Origin of the sequence: Streptococcus timonensis (assembly GCF_900095845.1) — a bacterium.
Classification (GTDB): Bacteria; Bacillota; Bacilli; order Lactobacillales; family Streptococcaceae; genus Streptococcus; species Streptococcus timonensis.
Window position 1 is genome coordinate 126,694 of the sequence record NZ_FMIX01000002.1, and the last position, 20,807, is coordinate 147,500.

The window sequence follows — 20,807 nt, forward strand, 5'->3', positions numbered from 1 at the left end:
TATTCTACCACATTCAAATCATATTTCACATCTTATACACAAGTAAAAGAACTAAAATCCTCAAGAAATTCACATATTTTCCACAGTTATCCACAGATTGTTGAAAACATATTTTTTTTAAGTTTGAATTAAGTTAACAGTTTTATACTCTAAACAATAACTAAAACATGGAGGAATCTATGAAAAAAATACAAAATATTTCAAAAAAAATCGGACAACTTTTACTAATTATTCTCATCAGCTTTTTTAGTGGTGTATTGGGTAGTTTAACTATTCTTCAGCTGAATCAAAAACAGGAAACTAATACACAGAATAGTACAACAATTACTCAAACTTCAGTTAAAAATGAGAATTCAACTACTAAAGCAGTAGATAAAGTTAAAGATGCTGTAGTATCGATTATCACCTACTCAGCAAACTCTCAAAATAGTCTATTTGGATACGGTGAATCTGATACAGACACAAATACTGAACAAGTTTCCAGCCAAGGATCTGGTGTTATCTATAAAAAAGATGGGGAGTACGCCTATATCGTAACTAACACTCACGTTATTAATGGAGCTAAGAAAGTTGATATTCGTTTAGCTGACGGAACAAAAGTACCAGGAGAAATTGTAGGAACTGATACTTATTCTGATATCGCCGTTGTTAAAATCTCTTCAGAAAAAGTTTCTGCAGTAGCTGAATTTGGAGACTCAAGTAAATTGACCGTTGGAGAAACAGCTATTGCAATTGGTAGTCCTTTAGGTTCAGAGTACGCAAATACAGTTACTCAAGGAATTGTATCTAGTTTAAATAGAACTGTTTCTTTAAAATCTGAAGACGGCCAAGCTATCTCTACTAAGGCTATTCAAACAGATACAGCTATCAACCCTGGTAACTCAGGCGGTCCTTTAATCAATATTCAGGGACAAGTCATTGGTATTACATCAAGTAAAATTGCTACCAATGGTGGAACTTCTGTAGAAGGTCTAGGATTTGCTATCCCTTCAAATGATGCTATCAAAATCATAGAACAGTTGGAGAATAATGGAAAAGTAACTAGACCAGCTTTAGGGATTCAAATGGTTAACTTATCAAATCTTAGCACAACTGATCTTCAAAAATTAAAACTGCCTGATAGTATTACTTCTGGAGTAGCTGTTCGTTCTGTTCAATCTAATATGCCAGCAAATGGACACTTAGAAAAATATGATGTCATCACAAAAGTAGACGGTAACCCAATTACATCTGCTACTGAATTGCAAAATGCGCTTTACAGTCACTCTGTTGGAGATAAAATGACAATAACTTACTATCGTAATGGTAAAGAAGAGACAACAACAATCAAATTAGATAAGAGTACAAATGATTTAGATTATTAGTTTACATGAATGTAAAGCTACTTTACAGAATATCGAAGTTGTGATACTGTAGAAATATGGAAGAATTAAAACTAATTCATATAAAAGATATTCAAAAAAATCCCTATCAACCTCGTAAAGATTTTCCTGAAGAAAAAATAAAGGAACTTGCTCAATCTATTAAAGAAAACGGCTTGATTCAACCCATTATTGTTCGTCAATCTCCAGTCATCGGTTATGAAATTTTGGCTGGAGAAAGACGTTATCGTGCATCCATTCTGGCTGGACTCTCAGAAGTCCCAGTAATTGTCAAAAATTTATCTGATCAAGATATGATGCTTCATTCAATCATTGAAAATCTGCAACGAGAAGATTTAAATCCTGTTGAGGAAGCTAAATCCTATCAATCTTTGATTGATAAAGGTTTCACTCATGCTGAAATTGCTGAAAAAATGGGGAAATCTCGACCTTATATTACAAATCTTGTTCGATTACTAACCCTACCATATGATATTTTAACAGAAGTTGAAAATGGTAGATTATCACAGGCACACGCTAGACTCCTAATTCAACTATCTAATAAAGAGCAGAGTAAATTACTTGCTCGAATTCAATCCGAAGATTTATCAGTAAGACAAGTAGAACGATTGCTTCAGGAAAAAAAGAAAAAAATATTTAAAGAAAAAGATCACTTCATAAAAGAAGAAGAGGAAGCTTTGAAAAAAATACTAGGTTTAGACGTCGACATTAAACTTCAAAAAAAAGATGCTGGAAAAATAACTATTTCTTTCCAAAATCAAGAAGAATACCAACGTTTTATTAACAGCCTGAAATAAGGCTGTTATTTTAGTTTTCTCAAATCACATACTTATCCACTGGATTAGTAGAGGAAAAATCAGTAAAATCAAAATCTAGACCTTTTATCCACAAGTTGTGGATAAATCTTTTAAACATTGTGGATTGTTTTTCACAAGTTGTGGAAAAAATGCTTGCTATATGATAAAATAATGTTTAAGATTATACCTTTTAGGAGAGGAGGAGTTTGTAGTTGAAAGAGAAACAGTTTTGGAATCAGATTTTAGATTTAGCTAAAGAGCGATTAACACGATCAATGTTTGATTTCTACGCAACACCTGCTGAATTAATAAAAGTTGAGGGAAATGTAGCTACCATATTTTTGCCAAGATCTGAAATGGAAATGGTTTGGAGTACAAAACTTAATGATATTATTGTAGCTGTCGGTTTTCAAATCTATGACACTGAAATAAAAGCTCAATATGTATTGACTAAAGAAGATTCTAATACCTCCGATATAGCAAGCAATGTTGAAAACAGTAATTATCAACAGGAAGAAATTAAAAAATCTATACCCTATTCAGAAACAGGATTAAGAGACATCTATACTTTTGATAATTTTATCCAAGGTGATGGAAATATTTGGGCCAAGTCTGCTGCTTTAGCCGTCTCGGAAGATCCTGGACTAACTTATAATCCTCTGTTTATATATGGGGGACCTGGTCTAGGGAAAACTCACTTGCTCAATGCTTTGGGTAATGAAATTCTCAAAAAAAATCCTAATACGCGTGTAAAATATATTCCTGCTGAAAGCTTTATTAATGAATTTTTAGATCATCTAAGACTGAATGATATGGATAATTTTAAAAAAACCTATCGAAGTATAGATCTCCTTCTTATTGATGATATTCAATCTCTCAGTGGAAATAAAGTGCAAACTCAGGAAGAGTTTTTCAACACATTTAATAACCTTCATAGTAATAATAAACAGATCGTTTTAACGAGTGACCGCAGGCCAGAACAACTGGAAAATCTACCTGAGCGTCTTGTCACGCGCTTCTCATGGGGACTAACAACGGATATTACTCCTCCAGATTTTGAAACTCGCATTGCTATCTTAAACAGTAAAACGGAAGATCTTGATTATCATTTTCAACCTGATACAATCGAATATTTGGCTGGACAGTTTGATTCAAATGTACGTGAATTAGAAGGTGCCCTTAAAGATATTAGTCTCATGGCTAAAGTTAAGCAAATCAACACTATAACTGTGGATATTGCATCTGAGGCTATACGTGCCAGAAAACAAAGCGTTAGCACCATGATCGTCATTCCAATTGAAAAAATCCAAGAGGAAGTCGGAAAATTTTATGATGTTAGCGTTAAAGAGATGAAGGGAACTAGACGTGTTCAGAATATTGTTCTAGCTCGCCAAGTTGCTATGTATCTAGCTAGAGAACTGACTGATAACAGCCTTCCTAAAATCGGGAAAGAATTTGGTGGAAAAGATCATACAACAGTCATTCATGCTCATGCAAAAATCAAATCTATGATTGAAACTGATGATAAATTACGTATAGAAATCGAAACCATCAAAAAGAAAATTAAATAGCTTGTGGATAAGTGTTTAAAATTTTACTGATTTATTAACAAATTTTAAACAAGTATAACTTCTTGATTTTTCTAAACTAAACCTGGTTTTCCACAGATTTCACACAGCCTACTATTACTATTAACCTTCTAATAATAAAAATAAATAAAGGAGATTCCATGATTCATTTTTCTATTAATAAAAATTTATTCCTGCAATCATTAAATATTACAAAACGTGCTATTAGTTCAAAAAATGCTATTCCTGTTTTATCAACTATTAAAATTGATGTGACTAACGAAGGAATTACATTAATTGGATCAAATGGTCAAATTTCAATTGAAAACTTCATTTCTCAAAAAGATGAAAATGCAGGTCTTTTGATTAACTCTTTAGGATCAATTCTTTTAGAAGCTTCTTTCTTTATCAATGTTGTTTCTAGTCTTCCAGATGTGACTCTTGATTTTAAAGAAATTGAACAACATCAAATTGTACTAACAAGTGGAAAATCAGAAATTACTCTGAAAGGAAAAGACAGCGAACAGTATCCACGTATTCAGGAAATTGCAGCAAGTAATCCTCTAGTTCTTGAAACAAAACTTCTTAAGAAAATTATCAATGAAACTGCTTTTGCTGCTAGTGTACAAGAAAGCCGTCCTATTTTGACTGGTGTTCACTTTGTTTTGAGTAATCATCAAGAATTAAAAACAGTTGCAACAGACTCACATCGTCTCAGTCAGAAAAAATTAACTCTTGAAAAAAATAGTGATAATTTTGATGTTGTTATCCCAAGTCGCTCTCTACGCGAATTTTCAGCTGTTTTTACGGACGATATCGAAACAGTAGAGATTTTCTTCGCAAACAACCAAATTCTCTTTAGAAGCGAAAATATTAGCTTCTATACACGCCTCTTAGAAGGTAATTATCCTGATACAGATCGCTTAATTCCAACAGACTTTAATACGATAGTGACTTTTGATGTTGTGAATCTACGTCAATCTATGGAGCGTGCACGTCTTTTATCAAGTGCTACTCAAAATGGAACTGTAAAATTAGAAATCAAACAAGGAGTAGTTACAGCTCATGTAAATTCTCCAGAAGTTGGTAAAGTAAACGAAGAAATCGATACAATTGCTGTATCTGGTGAAGATTTAACTATTAGCTTTAACCCAACTTACTTGATTGAAGCACTAAAAGCCTTGAATAGTGAGAAGGTAACAATCAGCTTCATTTCAGCAGTTCGTCCATTTACCTTGGTACCAGCTGATACAGATGAAGATTTCATGCAGCTGATTACACCAGTTCGTACAAATTAAGTTAAAGAGGTTGAGCCTAGCTCACCTCTTTTATGATATAATCAGAAATATGAAAAGGAGAGTAGTATGTATCAAGTTGGAAATTTTGTTGAAATGAAAAAACCACATGCTTGTACAATCAAATCTACAGGCAAAAAAGCGAATCGTTGGGAAATTACACGTCTAGGTGCAGATATCAAAATAAAATGCAGTAATTGTGATCATGTTGTCATGATGAGTCGTTATGATTTTGAAAGAAAAATGAGTAAAATTATCGACTAAATGCAAGTAGTTATAGGGTTAGCAAGTTTTCCCTTTTTGTGTTATAATATTGAAGATTGAAATGTGAACGGAGATTGAGAAACTATGGCTTTAACAGCAGGTATCGTGGGTTTGCCAAATGTTGGTAAATCAACCCTATTTAACGCAATTACAAAAGCAGGAGCAGAGGCTGCAAACTATCCATTTGCAACTATTGACCCAAACGTTGGGATGGTAGAAGTTCCAGATGAACGCCTACAAAAATTGACTGAAATGATTACTCCTAAGAAAACAGTCCCAACAACCTTTGAATTTACAGATATTGCAGGGATTGTAAAAGGTGCATCAAAAGGAGAAGGTCTTGGAAATAAATTCTTGGCCAATATTCGTGAAGTTGATGCCATTGTCCATGTAGTTCGTGCCTTTGATGATGAAAATGTCATGCGTGAGCAAGGTCGTGAAGATGCTTTTGTAGATCCATTAGCAGATATTGATACCATTAACCTAGAATTGATTCTTGCTGACTTAGAGTCTGTTAATAAACGCTATACGCGTGTGGAAAAGATGGCACGTACACAAAAAGATAAGGAATCAGTTGCAGAATTTAACGTTCTCCAAAAGATTAAGCCTGTCCTTGAAGACGGTAAATCAGCTCGTACTATTGAATTTACAGATGAAGAGCAAAAGGTTGTCAAAGGTCTTTTCCTTTTGACCACGAAACCAGTTCTTTATGTAGCTAACGTTGATGAGGATGTGGTTGGAGACCCAGAATCTATCGATTATGTGAAGCAAATTCGTGAATTCGCAGCAACAGAAAATGCAGAGGTAGTGGTCATTTCAGCGCGTGCTGAAGAAGAAATTTCTGAGTTAGACGATGAAGATAAAAAAGAGTTTCTTGAAGCAATTGGTTTGACAGAATCAGGTGTGGACAAATTGACTCGTGCAGCTTACCATCTATTAGGACTTGGAACTTACTTCACAGCTGGTGAAAAAGAAGTTCGTGCTTGGACCTTTAAACGTGGTATGAAAGCTCCTCAAGCAGCTGGTATCATTCACTCTGATTTCGAAAAAGGATTTATTCGTGCAGTAACGATGTCTTATGATGATTTGATTAAATATGGATCTGAAAAGGCTGTAAAAGAAGCTGGACGCTTGCGTGAAGAAGGAAAAGAATATGTCGTTCAAGATGGCGATATCATGGAATTCCGCTTTAACGTATAATGAATATTTTAAATAGTGTCAATTAGGTTGGAAAAAAATTCCAACCCTTTTGGCTTTTGAAAGGAAAAATAAATGACAAAATTACTTGTGGGATTGGGAAATCCAGGAGATAAATATTTTGAAACCAAACATAATGTTGGATTTATGTTGATTGACCAACTAGCAAAAAAACAGAATGTATCCTTTACACACGATAAGATATTCCAAGCTGAATTAGCTTCATTTTTCCTTAATGGTGAAAAAATTTATCTAGTGAAACCAACAACTTTTATGAATGAAAGTGGGAAAGCAGTTCATGCTTTATTAACCTACTATGGTTTAGATATCGAAGATTTACTGATTATTTACGATGATCTTGACATGGAAGTAGGAAAAATTCGACTTCGCGCTAAAGGATCAGCTGGCGGTCATAATGGTATCAAGTCAATTATCCAACATATTGGTACACAGGTTTTCAATCGTGTAAAGATTGGTATCGGTAGACCTAAAAAAGGAATGTCTGTTGTTCACCACGTTTTGAGTAAATTTGACAAGGATGACTATATAGGTATTTTACAGTCTATTGACAAGGTTGACGATGCTGTAAATTATTATTTACAAGAGAAAAACTTTGAAAAAACAATGCAGAAATACAATGGGTAAGGGAATGTCATTAATCGAATTCTTTTTAGAGAATAAGAATATACAATCATGGAATGAGCATTTATCTCTCAAGCAGAGGGAATTACTACTAGGTCTCTCTGGTTCAGCAAAGTCTTTAGCTATTGCAAGTAGTGTTAAAAATCAGAACAAGATTTTAGTAATGACATCTACTTATGGAGAAGCTGAGCGTCTAGTAAATGATTTAATTTCTATCCTGGGTACTGATATGGTTTATCCATTTTTAGTAGATGATTCACCAATGGTAGAATTTTTAGTATCGTCTCAAGAAAAGATTTTTTCAAGAGTTGAAGCCTTGCGTTTTCTAAGAGATAAATCTCAAAAAGGAATATTAGTTTGTAACATGGCGGCTAGCCGTTTATTCTTACCAGATCCTCAAATTTTTGATAACAGTGTGTTAAAACTTGAAGTTGGCGAAGAATGTGAACAAAGAGAATTAAAAAATCAATTGATCTCACTTGGTTATAAAAAAGTTACTCAAGTTCAAAGTCAAGGTGAATTTAGTCTTCGAGGGGATATTTTAGATATCTTTGAAACTTCACAACTATCTCCTTACCGAATAGAATTCTTTGGTGATGAAATAGATGGGATTAGAGAATTCGACGCAGATACACAATTATCAAAAGAAAGTCAATCTCAAGTCTTAATCTATCCAGCTAGTGATATTTTATTAACTACTGAAGATTATCATCGTGGTCAAAAATTCTTAGAACATGAGATTGATAAAGCTATTTCTCCAACTTTAAAGTCTTATTTAGAAGAAGTTTTTAGTTGCACGAAAGAGCAAGTTCTTCATGCAGATATTCGCAAGTTTTTATCTATTTTTTATAAAAAACAGTGGACATTGATAGATTACTTGAATCAAGTTCCTATTATTTTTGATGATTTCCAAAAAATTATCAATCAGTATGATGTTTTTGATAAGGAAACAGCTAGTTACTTGACAGAAGATTTACATAATAGTAAAGCTGTGTCAAATATACAATATTTTACTGATGTAGAAAATCAATTAAAAAAATATGTACCAGCGAGTTTTTTTTCGAATTTTCAAAAAGGTCTTGGAAATCTAAAATTTGATCATCTTTATCAATTTAATCAATATCCTATGCAAGAATTCTTCAATCAGTTTTCTTTTCTGAAAGAAGAAATTGAACGCTATAAAAAATTAAAATATACAATTGTTCTTCAATCAAGTAGCCAAACAGAATTAAAAAAACTGTCAACGATTCTTGATGAATATAGCATTAAAGTTGACAACAGTAATCAAAGTGAAATCTGTAAAGGAGTTGTTAATCTTGTTGAAGGAACTCTTCGTCATGGTTTTCATTTTGTGGATGAGAATCTTGTATTCATCACTGAATATGAAATTTTCAAAAAGAAAATTAAACGTAAATATAGAAGACAAAATATCAGTAATGCTGAGAGATTAAAGGACTATAATGAGCTCCAAAAAGGAGATTATGTTGTTCATCAAATTCATGGGATTGGTCAATATTTAGGAATCGAAACGATTGAACTCAAAGGGATTCACCGAGATTATGTAAGTATCCAATATCAAAATGGAGATCGAATTTCTATCCCTGTAGAACAAATCCAAACCTTATCTAAGTATGTTTCAAGTGATGGTAAGGCTCCAAAGTTAAACAAATTAAACGATGGACGTTTTAAAAAAGCTAAGCAAAAAGTAAAAAATCAAGTTGAAGACATTGCAGATGACTTAATTAAGTTATATGCAGAGAGGAGTCAACTTGAAGGTTTTGCATTTTCAAAAGATGATGAAGATCAAGTTGCTTTTGATGAGGCTTTTCCTTATGTTGAAACTGAGGACCAACTTCGAAGTATAGATGAAATTAAAAAGGATATGCAGGCTTCTCAACCAATGGATCGACTTTTAGTTGGAGATGTTGGTTTCGGTAAGACTGAGGTGGCCATGCGAGCTGCTTTTAAGGCTGTCAACAATCATAAACAGGTTGTTGTTTTAGTACCTACTACAGTTTTGGCTCAGCAACATTATAGTAATTTCAAGGAAAGATTTGAGCAGTTTGCTGTCAATGTAGATGTTTTGAGTCGTTTTAGAAGTAAAAAAGAGCAGACTGAAACACTTGAAAAATTGAAAAAAGGCCAAGTTGATATCCTGATAGGAACCCATCGAGTTTTATCTAAAGATGTTGAATTTGCTGATTTGGGTTTGATCATCATCGATGAGGAACAACGTTTTGGTGTCAAACATAAGGAAGCTTTGAAGGAATTAAAAAAGAAGGTTGATGTCTTAACTTTGACAGCTACACCAATTCCTCGAACTCTACATATGTCTATGCTAGGTATCCGAGATTTATCTGTCATCGAAACTCCCCCAACCAATCGATACCCTGTACAAACCTATGTCCTTGAACAGAATAATCGTGTCATTCGTGATGCTGTATTAAGAGAAATTGATCGTGGTGGTCAGATTTACTATCTTTACAACAAAGTTGACACGATTGAAAAGAAGGTTTCAGAGTTACAAGAGTTAATTCCTGAAGCTTCTATTGGTTTTGTTCATGGTCAAATGAGTGAAATTCGTTTGGAGAACACACTACTTGATTTCATTGAAGGTGAATATGATATTTTAGTAACAACAACAATCATTGAAACAGGAGTAGACATTCCAAATGCCAATACCTTGTTTATAGAAAATGCAGACCATATGGGATTGTCAACCTTGTATCAATTAAGAGGTCGGGTTGGTCGTAGTAATCGTATTGCTTATGCCTATCTTATGTATCGACCTGACAAATCTTTGACAGAAGTTTCAGAAAAGAGATTAGAAGCTATCAAGGGATTTACCGAATTGGGTTCTGGTTTCAAAATCGCTATGCGCGATTTATCCATTCGTGGAGCGGGTAATCTTTTGGGAAGTTCGCAGTCAGGTTTTATCGATTCTGTTGGTTTTGAACTCTATTCTCAATTACTGGAAGAAGCAATTGCTAAGAAAAATGGAACTGCTAAGAAACGTGAAAAAGGTAATGCTGAGTTAATTCTACAAATTGATGCCTATCTTCCGGATGAGTACATTTCAGATGAACGACATAAAATTGAGATTTACAAGAGAATTCGTCAAATTGATAACCGTGTCAACTATGAAGAATTACAAGATGAGTTAATTGACCGTTTTGGTGAGTATCCAGATGTAGTTGCCTATCTCTTAGAAATTGGATTAGCTAAAGCTTATCTAGATAAAGTATTTGTTAATCGTGTTGAAAGAAGAAATAATAAGCTTGTAATTCAATTTGAAAAAATATCGCAACAGCTATTTTTAACCCAAGATTATTTCCAGGCTCTTTCTCAGACAAATTTGAAGGCTAATATTTCTGAAAATCAAGGTTTAATCGAAGTTGTATTTGATATTCGAAATAAAAAAGATTATGAGATTTTAGAAGGACTCTTAACCTTTGGAGAATCATTAGCGAAGATAAAAGACTTAAAAGAGTCACATTAGGGGTTATCTTTTTTCTTCTATAAAAGGAATAAAAATGGTACAATAATAATTTGAGGTATTATAAGATGAGATTAGATAAATATTTAAAAGTATCACGAATTATTAAACGCCGTACAGTGGCTAAGGAAGTTGCAGATAAAGGGCGAATTAAGGTAAATGGAATCCTTGCTAAAAGTTCAACTGACTTAAAAATCAATGATCAGGTTGAAATTCGCTTTGGAAACAAATTGTTGCTTGTAAAAGTGTTGGAAATGAAAGATAGCACTAAAAAAGAAGACGCAGCAGGAATGTTTGAGATTATCAGTGAAACAAGGGTAGAAAGCGATGTATAAAAAAATAGTCCAAATGAATAACTCGTTTATTCAAAATGAACATCAACGTCGTAGATATTTGATGGAAGAACGACAAAGACGCAATCGTTTTATGGGTTGGGTTTTGATTTTAATTATGTTGTTGTTTATTTTACCAACTTACAATTTAGCACAGAGTTATCAACAACTATTATCACGTCGTCAACAACTAGCTGAGTTGAAAAAACAGTATGAGGAATTGAGTGACGAAAAGGATAAGGAAGCTAGTTTTGCGACTAAGTTGAAAGATGAGTCGTACGCAGCTAAATATTCTCGTGCAAAATATTATTATTCTAAATCGTGGGAGGAAGTCTATACTATTCCGGACTTACTTCCTAGGTAATATGAGATGGAAAATATATTAGATATAGTTGAGCAATTTTTAAATTTATCAGATGAAAAATTAGAAGAATTAGCCCAGAAAAATCATTTGTTACGATTGCAGGAAGAAGAGGAAAAAAAGAATGCGTAAATTTTTAGTGATATTACTACTTCCAATTTTCTTTAAAAGTGTCCAAGTAGTTAGCACTGAGAATCCGGTTATCATTCCAAAACAAGAAATCTATTCACTAACCCATGGTTCATATGATTTGTATTATCAAGATGCCATTGAATCTCCAAAATTTTATGGTGAAACCCCCGTTTATTCTACAGAAGATTTGATAAAAGAATCAGGAAAAGTTAATTCAGAAACTAAATTAACTATATTAGAGTGGCGATTAAATAGTCAAGGAATTGCAGTGTTTAAGTTATCTAATAACCAATTTGTCGCTGCAGATAAAAGATTCGTGTATGATGAATCAACTGTAAATAGTAACATTAAACAGGTATGGTTAAAACCTGGGTTTATAATCTATAACAGTCCTTATGATCAAACAGAAAAAACACATACTTTATCACCTTATCAAAAAATTGAAGGGGATATGTTAGTGTTTGCTGAAGGTAGAGAGTTTTTACGTCTAAAACAAGGTGGTTGGATTTCGCTGGAAGATATTTCTGAAGAGGATAACCGTATTGAAAAAGTACAGGAATTATTATCTTCAAATTATCAAAATGACCAGTTTTCAATTTATGTTAAACAGTTAAGCACAGGTAAAGAAGCTGGTATTAACGAAAACCAAAGAATGTACGCTGCTAGTATTATGAAATTGCCTTACCTCTATTATGCTCAGGAAAAGATAAATCAAGGGGATATTCAACTGGATACAGCCCTTAAGTATGTTCCAGAAGTGAATGAATATCCTGGTTCCTATAAACCTGAAGGAAGTGGTAGTCTTCCAAAAAAAGCCGACAACAAAGAGTATAGTGTTAAAGATTTAATCGCAAAAACAGCAAAAGAGTCAGATAATGTAGCACATAATATCCTTGGTTATTACATTACAAACAAATCTGATGAAACCTTTAAACAGCAGATGACAGCTCTTTCGGGTGAAAATTGGGATGTTACAGATAAATTGGCTTCTGCAAAAATGGCTGGTCAAGTCATGGAGTCTATTTATAACCAAAATGGTTTTGTACTTGAGTCACTTTCAAAAACTTCGTATGACAACCAGAGAATTGCCAAAAATATTTCTGTTAGTGTAGCTCACAAAATTGGAGATGCAGACGAATTCAAACATGATACTGGAGTTGTTTATACAGAATCACCATTTATCATTTCTATCTTTACCAAAAATTCAGATTACGATACAATTTCTAAAATCGCTAAAGATGTCTATGAGGTCTTAAAATGACAGACCGGGATTTTTTGAATCATTTACTTAAGAGAGGTTATTTCAAAAATCATTCAAAAGTAATTGTAGCCTTATCTGGTGGACTTGATTCGATGTTTCTGTTTCACCTTTTGTCTACTTATAAAAATGAACTTAATATTGAACTTGTTGTAGCTCATGTGAACCATAAACAAAGACCAGAATCTGATGAAGAAGAAGAGGCATTAAGAAATCTAGCTAGACAAACTGGAACTCCTTTTTATGTAGCTCATTTCACTGGGCGTTTTACAGAGGCAGGTGCTCGCCAATTTCGCTATGACTTTTTTAGAGAAGTAATGAGAGAAACATCTGCAACTGCACTTGTAACAGCTCATCATGCAGATGATCAGGTTGAGACGATTTTTATGCGACTGATTAGAGGTGTTAGATTACACCATTTATCAGCTATAAAAGAAAAACAAAAGTTTAATCAAGGTGAATTAATTCGTCCGTTACTAAGCTTCTATAAAAGTGATTTTCCTGAAATAAATCATTTTGAAGATGTTTCAAATCAAGAAAATCATTATTTTCGAAATCGTGTTCGTAACCTCTATTTACCACAATTGGAGAAAGAAAATCCTGAGATTCGCAAAGCTATACTAGAATTTGGGAAAGAAATTTCTGATTATCAAACAACAATTTGTGAATTATCTCAGACGATTGATGTAGAAGATTTAACTCAGTTTTTATCTTTTTCAGAAGAAACACAGCGAGTTTTATTACAAGAGTATCTGAGTTACTTTGCTAATTTGAATGTAACTAGAGAACAATTCCGAGAAATTCATCATATTCTAAAGACTAAAAGTCAATATCACCATAGTTTGAAAAATGGCTACGAATTAGTTAAAGAGTACAATCACTTTCAAATTCGTAAAATCAGACCAAAGTCGGATGAAATAAGTAGTAAGAGTGTGTTAGACTATCTAAATCAAGTCACTTATGAAGGCTATCTCTTTTCATTCGGTATTCCATTAGAAGGGGAGGATGTTCAAAAAATCAGTGTTTCCCGTGAAACATCTATAGTATTACGACATAGAGAAATTGGTGACTATCTGATAAAAAACGGACATCGAAAGAAACTGAGACGTCTCTTTATAGATTTGAAAATTCCTTTAGAAAAAAGGGAAAATGTGATTGTCATTGAGCAATTTGGACAAATTTGTTCAGTTTTAGGAATCGAATTCAGTGATTTGAGTAAAAAAACTAAAAATGATATAATGAGCACTGTACTTTATATAGAAAAAATAGATAGGTAAAATTATGTTAGAACAAGATATCAAGAAGATTATGATTTCTCAAGATGAAATCACAGAAGCAGCAAAAAAATTAGGCGCTCAATTGACAAAAGATTATGAGGGAAAAAATCCGATTCTGGTTGGTATTTTAAAAGGATCTATTCCTTTTATGGCAGAATTGGTAAAATATATTGATACACATCTTGAGATGGACTTTATGATGGTTTCTAGCTATCATGGTGGAACTGTGAGTAGCGGAGTGATTAATATCAAACAAGATGTAACTCAAGAAATTAAAGGTAGACATATTATTTTTGTAGAAGATATTATTGATACTGGTCAGACTTTAAAAAGTTTGAGAGATATGTTTACTGCGAGAGAAGCGGCTTCTGTTAAAATTGTAACTATGCTAGATAAACCAGAAGGTCGTACTGTAGAGATTGAAGCAGATTACACTTGTTTTACAATCCCAAATGAATTTGTTGTAGGCTATGGTTTAGACTATAACGAAAATTACCGTAACCTTCCTTATGTAGGTGTATTAAAAGAGGAAGTTTACTCAAAATAGAAGGGTAAGTTGTTGAATGCAAAAACAAAATAATGGTTTCATAAAAAATCCATTTCTTTATTTGTTGATAATCTTTTTACTTGTAACAGGATTCCAGTACTTTTTTGCTGGTAGAGTTGCGGGTAGAAGTCAAGAAATTAAGTACTCAGAATTAGTGCAGGAAATTACTAATGATAACGTTAAGGAAATGACCTATCAACCAAGTGGTAGCGTTATTGAAGTTTCTGGTGTATATAAAACTGCTAAAACAGAAAAAAAAGATACTGGTATACGTTTCTTCACGCCTCCTTCTGCTAAAGTAGAAAAATTTACAAGTATTCTTCTTCCGTCAGATACTACTGTAGCTGATTTACAAAAACTTGCAAGTGAACATCAGACTCAAATTGAAGTAAAGCATGAGAGTTCAAGCGGTATGTGGATTAATATACTAGTCTCCGTTGTACCATTTGCGATTCTATTTTTCTTCTTATTCTCTATGATGGGGAATGTTGGGGGGAATAGTGGAAGAAATCCAATGAGTTTTGGACGAAACAAAGCCAAAGCAGCAAATAAGGAAGATATCAAAGTTCGTTTTTCAGATGTTGCCGGTGCTGAAGAAGAAAAACAAGAACTTGTTGAAGTTGTTGAATTTTTAAAAGATCCAAAACGATTTACAAAATTAGGTGCTCGTATCCCAGCTGGTGTTCTCTTAGAGGGTCCTCCGGGAACTGGTAAAACATTACTTGCTAAAGCAGTTGCAGGAGAAGCTGGTGTACCATTCTTTAGTATTTCAGGTTCTGACTTCGTAGAAATGTTCGTCGGTGTTGGTGCAAGTCGTGTACGTTCTCTTTTTGAGGATGCAAAAAAAGCAGCTCCAGCTATTATCTTTATTGATGAAATCGATGCTGTCGGTCGACAACGTGGTGTCGGTCTTGGTGGGGGTAATGATGAACGTGAACAAACTTTGAACCAATTGCTGATTGAGATGGATGGTTTTGAAGGAAATGAAGGAATTATTGTTATTGCGGCAACAAACCGTTCTGACGTATTAGATCCAGCACTTCTTCGTCCAGGTCGTTTTGATAGAAAAGTATTGGTTGGTCGTCCAGACGTTAAAGGACGTGAAGCAATTCTCAAAGTCCATGCTAGAAATAAACCTTTAGCAGAAGATGTAGATTTGAAGTTAGTTGCCCAACAAACACCGGGATTTGTTGGTGCTGATTTGGAAAATGTATTGAACGAGGCAGCTTTAGTTGCAGCTCGTCGTAATAAGTCAGTCATTGATGCTTCTGATATTGATGAGGCAGAAGATCGCGTTATTGCAGGACCTTCTAAGAAAGATAAAACTGTTTCTCAAAAAGAACGTGAAATGGTTGCTTATCATGAGGCAGGACACACAATTGTTGGTTTGGTCTTGTCCAACGCACGTGTAGTTCATAAGGTAACAATTGTTCCTCGTGGTCGTGCAGGTGGTTACATGATTGCACTTCCAAAAGAAGATCAAATGTTGCTATCTAAAGAAGACATGAAAGAACAATTAGCTGGTTTGATGGGTGGACGTGTTGCTGAAGAAATCATCTTTAATGTCCAAACAACAGGTGCATCAAACGACTTTGAGCAAGCTACACAAATGGCGCGTGCAATGGTTACAGAGTATGGTATGAGTGAAAAACTTGGACCTGTTCAATACGAAGGAAATCATGCAATGTTTGGTGCTCAAACTCCACAAAAATCTATTTCAGAGCGTACAGCTTATGAAATTGACGAAGAAGTTCGAGCATTGTTAAATGAAGCACGTAATAAAGCAGCTGAAATTATTCAATCAAATCGTGAAACGCATAAATTAATTGCAGAAGCCTTATTAAAATATGAAACATTGGATAGTACACAAATCAAATCTCTTTACGAAACAGGGAAAATGCCTGAATCAGTAGAAGAGGAATCACGTGCCCTATCATATGATGAGGTCAAATCAAAAATGGCTGAAGAAAATTAAAAAATATTTCTATATAATAAAGAGAGGAAATCGTTAATCCTCTCTTTTTAAATTCATTGTATTTAGAGAAACATAAAAAATTTAAAAAATATAGTTAAATCTGTTGACAAGATTCTAAAAGTAGGTATAATAGAAAGAGTTGAAAAGCTCAGGTCCGTTGGTCAAGGGGTTAAGACACCGCCTTTTCACGGCGGTAACACGGGTTCGAATCCCGTACGGACTATGAGTATGTTGCAGTAGAAGTTGAAAAAAGTTTGAAAAAGCTATTGACAAGGAAAAGAAGCTGTGATATACTAATATAGTTGTCGCTCACGACAGAAGTGAGAGGCAAAGACCTTTGAAAACTGAACAAGACGAACCAATGTGCAGGGCACTACAACTGATGTTGTAGTACTGAACAATGAAAAAACAATAAATCTGTCAGTGACAGAAATGAGTGAGAACTCAAACTTTTAATGAGAGTTTGATCCTGGCTCAGGACGAACGCTGGCGGCGTGCCTAATACATGCAAGTAGAACGCTGAAGGAGGAGCTTGCTTCTCTGGATGAGTTGCGAACGGGTGAGTAACGCGTAGGTAACCTGCCTGGTAGCGGGGGATAACTATTGGAAACGATAGCTAATACCGCATAATATTGATTATTGCATGATAGTCAATTAAAAGGTGCAATTGCACCACTACCAGATGGACCTGCGTTGTATTAGCTAGTTGGTGGGGTAACGGCTCACCAAGGCGACGATACATAGCCGACCTGAGAGGGTGATCGGCCACACTGGGACTGAGACACGGCCCAGACTCCTACGGGAGGCAGCAGTAGGGAATCTTCGGCAATGGACGGAAGTCTGACCGAGCAACGCCGCGTGAGTGAAGAAGGTTTTCGGATCGTAAAGCTCTGTTGTAAGAGAAGAACGAGTGTGAGAGTGGAAAGTTCACACTGTGACGGTATCTTACCAGAAAGGGACGGCTAACTACGTGCCAGCAGCCGCGGTAATACGTAGGTCCCGAGCGTTGTCCGGATTTATTGGGCGTAAAGCGAGCGCAGGCGGTTAGATAAGTCTGAAGTTAAAGGCTGTGGCTTAACCATAGTACGCTTTGGAAACTGTTTAACTTGAGTGCAAGAGGGGAGAGTGGAATTCCATGTGTAGCGGTGAAATGCGTAGATATATGGAGGAACACCGGTGGCGAAAGCGGCTCTCTGGCTTGTAACTGACGCTGAGGCTCGAAAGCGTGGGGAGCAAACAGGATTAGATACCCTGGTAGTCCACGCCGTAAACGATGAGTGCTAGGTGTTAGACCCTTTCCGGGGTTTAGTGCCGTAGCTAACGCATTAAGCACTCCGCCTGGGGAGTACGACCGCAAGGTTGAAACTCAAAGGAATTGACGGGGGCCCGCACAAGCGGTGGAGCATGTGGTTTAATTCGAAGCAACGCGAAGAACCTTACCAGGTCTTGACATCCCTCTGACCGCTCTAGAGATAGAGTTTTCCTTCGGGACAGAGGTGACAGGTGGTGCATGGTTGTCGTCAGCTCGTGTCGTGAGATGTTGGGTTAAGTCCCGCAACGAGCGCAACCCCTATTGTTAGTTGCCATCATTCAGTTGGGCACTCTAGCGAGACTGCCGGTAATAAACCGGAGGAAGGTGGGGATGACGTCAAATCATCATGCCCCTTATGACCTGGGCTACACACGTGCTACAATGGTTGGTACAACGAGTCGCAAGCCGGTGACGGCAAGCTAATCTCTTAAAGCCAATCTCAGTTCGGATTGTAGGCTGCAACTCGCCTACATGAAGTCGGAATCGCTAGTAATCGCGGATCAGCACGCCGCGGTGAATACGTTCCCGGGCCTTGTACACACCGCCCGTCACACCACGAGAGTTTGTAACACCCGAAGTCGGTGAGGTAACCATTTGGAGCCAGCCGCCTAAGGTGGGATAGATGATTGGGGTGAAGTCGTAACAAGGTAGCCGTATCGGAAGGTGCGGCTGGATCACCTCCTTTCTAAGGATAAGGAATGCACATTGGTCTTGTTTAGTCTTGAGAGGTCTTGTGGGGCCTTAGCTCAGCTGGGAGAGCGCCTGCTTTGCACGCAGGAGGTCAGCGGTTCGATCCCGCTAGGCTCCATTGGTGAGAGATCACCAAGTCATGCACATTGAAAATTGAATATCTATATCAAATAGTAACAAGAAAATAAACCGAAAACGCTGTAGTATTAATAAAGAGTTTATGACTGAAAGGTCAGAAAAATAAGGTTAAGTTAATAAGGGCGCACGGTGGATGCCTTGGCACTAGGAGCCGAAGAAGGACGTGACAAACGACGATATGCCTTGGGTAGCTGTAAGTAAGCGATGATCCAGGGATTTCCGAATGGGGGAACCCAACAGGTAATGCCTGTTACCCATATCTGTTAAGGATATGAGGAGGAAGACGCAGTGAACTGAAACATCTAAGTAGCTGCAGGAAGAGAAAGCAAAAGCGATTGCCTTAGTAGCGGCGAGCGAAACGGCAGGAGGGCAAACCGAAGAGTTTACTCTTCGGGGTTGTAGGACTGCGATGTGGACTCAAAGACTATAGAAGAATGATTTGGGAAGATCAGCCAAAGAGAGTGATAGCCTCGTATTTAAAATAGTCTTTGTACCTAGCAGTATCCTGAGTACGGCGAGACACGTGAAATCTCGTCGGAATCTGGGAGGACCATCTCCCAACCCTAAATACTCCCTAGTGACCGATAGTGAACCAGTACCGTGAGGGAAAGGTGAAAAGCACCCCGGGAGGGGAGTGAAATAGAACCTGAAACCGTGTGCCTACAACAAGTTCGAGCCCGTTAATGGGTGAGAGCGTGCCTTTTGTAGAATGAACCGGCGAGTTACGATATGATGCGAGGTTAAGTTGAAGAGACGGAGCCGTAGGGAAACCGAGTCTGAATAGGGCGCCTTAGTATTATGTCGTAGACCCGAAACCATGTGACCTACCCATGAGCAGGTTGAAGGTGCGGTAAGACGCACTGGAGGACCGAACCAGGGCACGTTGAAAAGTGCTTGGATGACTTGTGGGTAGCGGAGAAATTCCAAACGAACTTGGAGATAGCTGGTTCTCTCCGAAATAGCTTTAGGGCTAGCGTCGACATAGAGATTCTTGGAGGTAGAGCACTGTTTGGGTGAGGGGTCCATCCCGGATTACCAATCTCAGATAAACTCCGAATGCCAATGAATTATGGTCGGCAGTCAGACTGCGAGTGCTAAGATCCGTAGTCGAAAGGGAAACAGCCCAGACCACCAGCTAAGGTCCCAAAATAATTGTTAAGTGGAAAAGGATGTGGGGTTGCACAGACAACTAGGATGTTAGCTTAGAAGCAGCTATTCATTCAAAGAGTGCGTAATAGCTCACTAGTCGAGTGACCCTGCGCCGAAAATGTACCGGGGCTAAAACAATTTACCGAAGCTGTGGATACCTTTATAGGTATGGTAGGAGAGCGTTCTATGTGTGAAGAAGGTATACCGTGAGGAGTGCTGGAACGCATAGAAGTGAGAATGCCGGTATGAGTAGCGAAAGACAGGTGAGAATCCTGTCCACCGTAAGACTAAGGTTTCCAGGGGAAGGCTCGTCCGCCCTGGGTTAGTCGGGACCTAAGGAGAGACCGAAAGGTGTATCCGATGGACAACAGGTTGATATTCCTGTACTAGAGTATGTAGTGATGGAGGGACGCAGTAGGCTAACTAAAGCAGACGATTGGAAGAGTCTGTCTAAGCAGTGAGGTGTGAATTGAGTTAAATGCTTAGTTCTATAACATTGAGCTGTGATGGGGAGCGAAGTTTAGTAGCGAAGTTAGTGACGTCACACTGCCAAGAAAAGCTTCTAGCGTTTAACATACTCTACCCGTACCGCAAACCGACACAGGTAGTCGAGGCGAGTAGCCTCAGGTGAGCGAGAGAACTCTCGTTAAGGAACTCGGCAAAATGACCCCGTAACTTCGGGAGAAGGGGTGCTGACTTTACGTCAGCCGCAGTGAATAGGCCCAAGCAACTGTTTATCAAAAACACAGCTCTCTGCTAAATCGTAAGATGATGTATAGGGGGTGACGCCTGCCCGGTGCTGGAAGGTTAAGAGGAGTGCTTAGCGCAAGCGAAGGTATGAATTGAAGCCCCAGTAAACGGCGGCCGTAACTATAACGGTCCTAAGGTAGCGAAATTCCTTGTCGGGTAAGTTCCGACCCGCACGAAAGGCGTAATGATTTGGGCACTGTCTCAACGAGAGACTCGGTGAAATTTTAGTACCTGTGAAGATGCAG

General features: G+C 36.8%; 15 protein-coding genes, 2 tRNA genes and 2 rRNA genes (1 of these 19 running past the window's edge). All 19 read left to right on the forward strand.

Annotated features, from left to right (window positions below):
- Positions 1 to 179 precede the first annotated feature (179 nt).
- Positions 180 to 1,364 (forward strand): serine protease HtrA, encoded by a 1,185-nt coding sequence (gene htrA, locus BQ2679_RS00950; protein ID WP_075565231.1) that lies wholly within the window; start codon positions 180 to 182, stop codon positions 1,362 to 1,364.
- Positions 1,365 to 1,420: 56 nt separating this feature from the next.
- Entirely contained in the window at positions 1,421 to 2,179 is a 759-nt protein-coding gene (locus tag BQ2679_RS00955) for a ParB/RepB/Spo0J family partition protein (protein ID WP_075565233.1), read from the forward strand.
- 212 nt (positions 2,180 to 2,391) lie between these two features.
- Positions 2,392 to 3,750, forward strand: coding sequence for a chromosomal replication initiator protein DnaA (gene dnaA, locus BQ2679_RS00960; protein WP_075565240.1), 1,359 nt, complete (start codon positions 2,392 to 2,394; stop codon positions 3,748 to 3,750).
- 158 nt (positions 3,751 to 3,908) lie between these two features.
- A complete protein-coding gene (gene dnaN / locus BQ2679_RS00965) occupies positions 3,909 to 5,045 on the forward strand; it encodes a DNA polymerase III subunit beta (protein ID WP_075565242.1) in 1,137 nt (378 codons plus the stop codon).
- A 66-nt stretch (positions 5,046 to 5,111) separates the two neighbouring features.
- Positions 5,112 to 5,306: a DUF951 domain-containing protein gene (locus BQ2679_RS00970; protein ID WP_004250933.1), complete on the forward strand. Its 195-nt coding sequence runs from the start codon at positions 5,112 to 5,114 to the stop codon at positions 5,304 to 5,306.
- 84 nt (positions 5,307 to 5,390) lie between these two features.
- Complete coding sequence (gene ychF / locus BQ2679_RS00975; RefSeq protein WP_075565244.1) at positions 5,391 to 6,506, forward strand: redox-regulated ATPase YchF; 1,116 nt, start codon at positions 5,391 to 5,393, stop codon at positions 6,504 to 6,506.
- A 72-nt stretch (positions 6,507 to 6,578) separates the two neighbouring features.
- Positions 6,579 to 7,148 (forward strand): aminoacyl-tRNA hydrolase, encoded by a 570-nt coding sequence (gene pth, locus BQ2679_RS00980; protein ID WP_004250929.1) that lies wholly within the window; start codon positions 6,579 to 6,581, stop codon positions 7,146 to 7,148.
- Positions 7,141 to 10,644: a transcription-repair coupling factor gene (gene mfd / locus BQ2679_RS00985; RefSeq protein WP_083237570.1), complete on the forward strand. Its 3,504-nt coding sequence runs from the start codon at positions 7,141 to 7,143 to the stop codon at positions 10,642 to 10,644. The genes pth and mfd overlap by 8 nt, the downstream gene beginning before the upstream one ends.
- 65 nt (positions 10,645 to 10,709) lie before the next feature.
- Positions 10,710 to 10,976, forward strand: a complete 267-nt coding sequence (locus BQ2679_RS00990; protein ID WP_075565246.1) for an RNA-binding S4 domain-containing protein — start codon at positions 10,710 to 10,712, stop codon at positions 10,974 to 10,976.
- Positions 10,969 to 11,337 (forward strand): septum formation initiator family protein, encoded by a 369-nt coding sequence (locus tag BQ2679_RS00995; RefSeq protein WP_075565252.1) that lies wholly within the window; start codon positions 10,969 to 10,971, stop codon positions 11,335 to 11,337. Before BQ2679_RS00990 ends, BQ2679_RS00995 begins: the two co-directional genes overlap by 8 nt.
- 6 nt (positions 11,338 to 11,343) lie before the next feature.
- Positions 11,344 to 11,466: an SP_0009 family protein gene (locus BQ2679_RS11130; RefSeq protein WP_262362248.1), complete on the forward strand. Its 123-nt coding sequence runs from the start codon at positions 11,344 to 11,346 to the stop codon at positions 11,464 to 11,466.
- On the forward strand, positions 11,459 to 12,727 hold the full coding sequence (locus BQ2679_RS01000; protein WP_075565253.1) for a serine hydrolase: 1,269 nt from the start codon (positions 11,459 to 11,461) through the stop codon (positions 12,725 to 12,727). The genes BQ2679_RS11130 and BQ2679_RS01000 overlap by 8 nt, the downstream gene beginning before the upstream one ends.
- Positions 12,724 to 14,001 carry a tRNA lysidine(34) synthetase TilS gene (gene tilS, locus BQ2679_RS01005; protein WP_075565255.1) on the forward strand — a complete coding sequence of 426 codons (1,278 nt, stop codon included), beginning with the start codon at positions 12,724 to 12,726 and terminating at the stop codon, positions 13,999 to 14,001. The genes BQ2679_RS01000 and tilS overlap by 4 nt, the downstream gene beginning before the upstream one ends.
- Positions 14,002 to 14,005: 4 nt before the next feature.
- Complete coding sequence (gene hpt / locus BQ2679_RS01010; protein ID WP_075565257.1) at positions 14,006 to 14,548, forward strand: hypoxanthine phosphoribosyltransferase; 543 nt, start codon at positions 14,006 to 14,008, stop codon at positions 14,546 to 14,548.
- Between the two features lie 16 nt (positions 14,549 to 14,564).
- Entirely contained in the window at positions 14,565 to 16,523 is a 1,959-nt protein-coding gene (gene ftsH / locus BQ2679_RS01015) for an ATP-dependent zinc metalloprotease FtsH (RefSeq protein WP_075565259.1), read from the forward strand.
- 151 nt (positions 16,524 to 16,674) lie between these two features.
- Positions 16,675 to 16,746 (forward strand) — tRNA-Glu (locus tag BQ2679_RS01020).
- A 228-nt stretch (positions 16,747 to 16,974) separates the two neighbouring features.
- A 16S ribosomal RNA gene (locus BQ2679_RS01025) occupies positions 16,975 to 18,520 on the forward strand.
- A 50-nt stretch (positions 18,521 to 18,570) separates the two neighbouring features.
- Positions 18,571 to 18,643 (forward strand) — tRNA-Ala (locus BQ2679_RS01030).
- A 126-nt stretch (positions 18,644 to 18,769) separates the two neighbouring features.
- Positions 18,770 to 20,807: ribosomal RNA gene (locus tag BQ2679_RS01035) — 23S ribosomal RNA — on the forward strand (it continues 862 nt past the right edge of the window).
- Together the 16S and 23S rRNA genes with 2 tRNA genes alongside form the textbook arrangement of a ribosomal RNA operon.